Source organism: Methylorubrum podarium (assembly GCF_022179745.1).
Taxonomy (GTDB): Bacteria; Pseudomonadota; Alphaproteobacteria; order Rhizobiales; family Beijerinckiaceae; genus Methylobacterium; species Methylobacterium podarium.
Window position 1 is genome coordinate 1 of sequence record NZ_BPRD01000610.1, and the last position, 3,047, is coordinate 3,047.

6 protein-coding genes are annotated in these 3,047 nt (G+C 69.4%); 2 read left to right on the forward strand and 4 right to left on the reverse strand.

The window, feature by feature from the left end; genetic code table 11:
• The coding region (locus MFF42_RS24620; RefSeq protein ID WP_238258563.1) for a DUF1499 domain-containing protein at nucleotides 1–763 on the reverse strand (763 nt) is incomplete at its 3' end.
• A 122-nt stretch (nucleotides 764–885) separates the two neighbouring features.
• Here MFF42_RS24620 and MFF42_RS24625 point away from each other — a divergent pair.
• Nucleotides 886–1,359: a MarR family winged helix-turn-helix transcriptional regulator gene (locus MFF42_RS24625; RefSeq protein WP_238258564.1), complete on the forward strand. Its 474-nt coding sequence runs from the start codon at nucleotides 886–888 to the stop codon at nucleotides 1,357–1,359.
• A 116-nt stretch (nucleotides 1,360–1,475) separates the two neighbouring features.
• On the opposite strand, the gene MFF42_RS24630 is transcribed toward MFF42_RS24625, so the two are convergent.
• Together MFF42_RS24630 and MFF42_RS26505 are read right to left on the reverse strand one after the other, a co-directional pair.
• Entirely contained in the window at nucleotides 1,476–1,772 is a 297-nt protein-coding gene (locus MFF42_RS24630) for a con-10 family general stress protein (protein ID WP_238258566.1), read from the reverse strand.
• A 13-nt stretch (nucleotides 1,773–1,785) separates the two neighbouring features.
• Entirely contained in the window at nucleotides 1,786–2,037 is a 252-nt protein-coding gene (locus tag MFF42_RS26505; RefSeq protein ID WP_306423559.1) for a hypothetical protein, read from the reverse strand.
• A 228-nt stretch (nucleotides 2,038–2,265) separates the two neighbouring features.
• Between MFF42_RS26505 and MFF42_RS24640 the strand changes: the two genes are divergently transcribed.
• On the forward strand, nucleotides 2,266–2,715 hold the full coding sequence (locus tag MFF42_RS24640) for a Crp/Fnr family transcriptional regulator (RefSeq protein WP_238258570.1): 450 nt from the start codon (nucleotides 2,266–2,268) through the stop codon (nucleotides 2,713–2,715).
• Nucleotides 2,716–2,760: 45 nt separating this feature from the next.
• On the opposite strand, the gene MFF42_RS24645 is transcribed toward MFF42_RS24640, so the two are convergent.
• On the reverse strand, nucleotides 2,761–3,047 hold a 287-nt coding region (locus tag MFF42_RS24645), incomplete at its 5' end, for a VOC family protein (RefSeq protein ID WP_507763120.1).

Genomic DNA, 3,047 nt, shown 5'->3' on the forward strand with positions numbered 1-3,047 from the left:
CGAGGTTGGCGACCTCGTCGAGGTAGGAGCGGATCCGGTCGGCATTGTCGCCGAAATCGCGGTCACCGATCCGGGAGGCCGAGCGCACGTCGATGCGCGCGCCGTCGGCCCGCGGATGCACCCGCACGGTGATGTCGGCGGGCAGGTTCAGGATCCGGGTATGGGCCACCGCCTCGATGCGGCCGTTGCCGATCCGCCCGCCGGGCCGGATCGCCTCGACAATCTGCCATTTGCGGTTCACCGCCGCCTTGCGCGCCAGCTCGAACGCCTCGTCGGCCTCGACGTCGAGGGTCAGCGGCGCGATCTGCGGATAGGCCGCCCGCTGCGCCTCCCGCGTCGCCGGTCCCGGCTCCGGAGGGTAGCGGCCGTCGCGGGCGGCGAAGGCGAGGCGCGAGCGCGAGAAGGCGGGCGGGCGCTCGGTATCCGTCGAGACATCGGTGAGCGTCGGCAGGCGCACGCCCTTGAGTGCGGCATAGGCCGGATAGGCCAGGACGAGGCTGGCCAGGAACAGTCCGCCGATGGCCGCCCCAAGTCCGCCCGCGCCCTCGCGCCACACCCGCACCATGGCGAACACGGCCAGCGCCACCGCGACGACGGAGAGGGCGATCCCGCTCCCGAGCACGGCGAGAGCCGGCGCCGGCTCGGCCGACGGGCTGCGCACGATCAGTACCGCCATGGCGGTGACGATCAGGGAGAACAGGGCGAGCGTCCGCGCGTAGCGGCCGGCCCGCGTCACCGGTTCATCGAGAAGCTGACGACGCATGGTCCCGGAAACAGATGAAAGGATGTGAGGCGTGGATAAATCGCCGCGCAGTCTACAGGCTGGGGGTGGACCGCGCCACTCGGCTGCCCGGCGCGGATCCCTCTGCTACAAGCTGGACGGACATGTCCGAGCGTCAAGCCCGTCCCGCGTCGAACACCGAACCCGTCGATCCCCTGCGGGTCTGGTTTCGGTTCATCCGCCTCAGCCGGCGCGTCACGGCCGCCGTCGCCGCGGAACTGCGGGAGCTCGGCCTGTCGATCCCGCAATTCGACGTATTGTCGACCTTGAGCGAGCGCGAGGGGCTGACGCAGCAGGAGCTGGCCGCGCGGCTCTACGTCACCAAGGGCAACGTGTCAGGCCTGATCGACCGCCTCGTCGAGGCCGGACTGGTCGAGCGCCGTTCGATCCCCGGCGATCGTCGCTCCCACGCGCTCCATCTCACCGGCGCGGGCGCCGAGGTCGCGGCGCGCGGGATCGCGGCGCAGGCCGCCTACGTCGCGCGAACCTTGGGGCGGCTCGACGACGCCGATCTCCGCGCCTTCGAGGACCTCGTGGTCAAATGGCGCGAACTGGCACGCGCCGACGCATTGATCTGACAGCCGGTACAAAAAGAAACAGACGCCCGCGGCGCCCGTAGTTGGAAATATATTTCTGTTTTTGGAAGGCTGGGCGGTCGAGCGCGGGTGACGCGCCCGGTACCGCCTCAGCCGGTTTAAGCCTCGCCGGTGCGGCCGGTCGATTGACCGCCCTTGCGGCCGGCGGATGAGGCCAGCTCACGATCCTGCGAGAAGGAGCGCTTCTCAGCCGGGACCGATCGACCGCCCTTACTGGCGATCTCGCGCTGCCGCTCGATATTCATGGAAGCGAAACCTCGCTTCGAGGTGGAATTACCAGATGCCATCAGCGCCTCCTCAAGCCAACTCTTCACACCCTCCTCAACCATCATCCCTTTCGATTGTTCCTTGGCTGTATCGACGGCCGAGCTTTGGGAAACCCGTGTTTCGTCCAAACGTTAGGCGTGCTCACACCAGCGCGCTGCGCGGAGTTGTGAACAGGTCTCCACAGGCCGGTCCACACCCATGAGGAGCCGGGATGACGAACCGACATATGGTGAAGCCTTCGCTCGCGGCCAAGTCCGACTCGGCTTCCGCGGCCCCTGGTCGCCCCGAGCCGAACAGAACGCCGTTGCCGCCGATGCCGGCGCCGGAAGACAGCCCGACGCCGACGACGGACGAGGAACCGATCGACTCGCCCCAGCCGAATGCCAGCGCCAAGCGGAACCCGCCGGGCCCCGGCAACCTCGGATTGTCGACGGACCGCAAGGGGTGACCGTCAGGCAAGATAGTGCCGATGCGTGAGGGGACGGGGCGACCGGTGGCTCTGCCGATGTCACCCGTCGGGCCCCGACCGCCTGACGGCAGGCCTGCTTTGACACGACCCGCCGGTGCGTCTACCCGCGGGCCTTTCCGCCTGCCGCCCTGGAGGCGCATCGGAGTGTGTCCATGACCCTCGACAACGAGGTGATGTCCCTGCGGCAGGTGCCGCTGTTCCGCGAGGTCGAGCCGTCTCGCCTCAAGCTCCTCGCCTTTACCAGCGAGCGCGTGCATTTCGAGGCGGGCCAAGCCTTCTTCGCCCGCGGCGAGGCGGCGGACGCGGCCTACCTCATCCTCGAAGGATCCGCCGCGGTCTCGATCGACGGGCCGTTCGGTCCCGTCCGCCTCGCCCTGCTCGGCCCCAACGCCCTCGTCGGCGAGATGGGCATCCTGGCCGATCAGCCGCGCTCGGCGACGGTGACCGCCGACACGGCGACGACGGCTCTGCGGATCGACCGCGACGTCTTCATCGAATTGCTCGCGCAGTTCCCGCAGATCGGCATCGCCGTCATGCGCGAACTCGCCCTCCGCCTGGAGCAGACCAACCAGCGTCTGGCCGAGCGCGTCGGCAATGCCTGACCGGCGCGCTGCCCTGGCGTTGAAGCGGCACGATCGGGAGCTGCCTCACGGCGTCGGATAGGTGATGAACTCCATCAGCGACCCGTCCGGATCGCGGAAGTAGACGCTCACGCCCTTCCCGGCCGCGCCGTGGCGCTCGACCGGTCCCAGCTCGACCGCGACGCCGTGGACGGCGAGATGCGCCATCGCCTCCTCGATCGAGCCCGACCACCGGAAGCAGAGGTCGCTGCCGCCGGGCATCACCGGCTCGCGGGCGCGCGGCGTGCCGATCTGGCCCGGACCGTGGACGTTGAGCTGGACGCCGCCGAAGCGGAACACCACGCCCTTGCCGA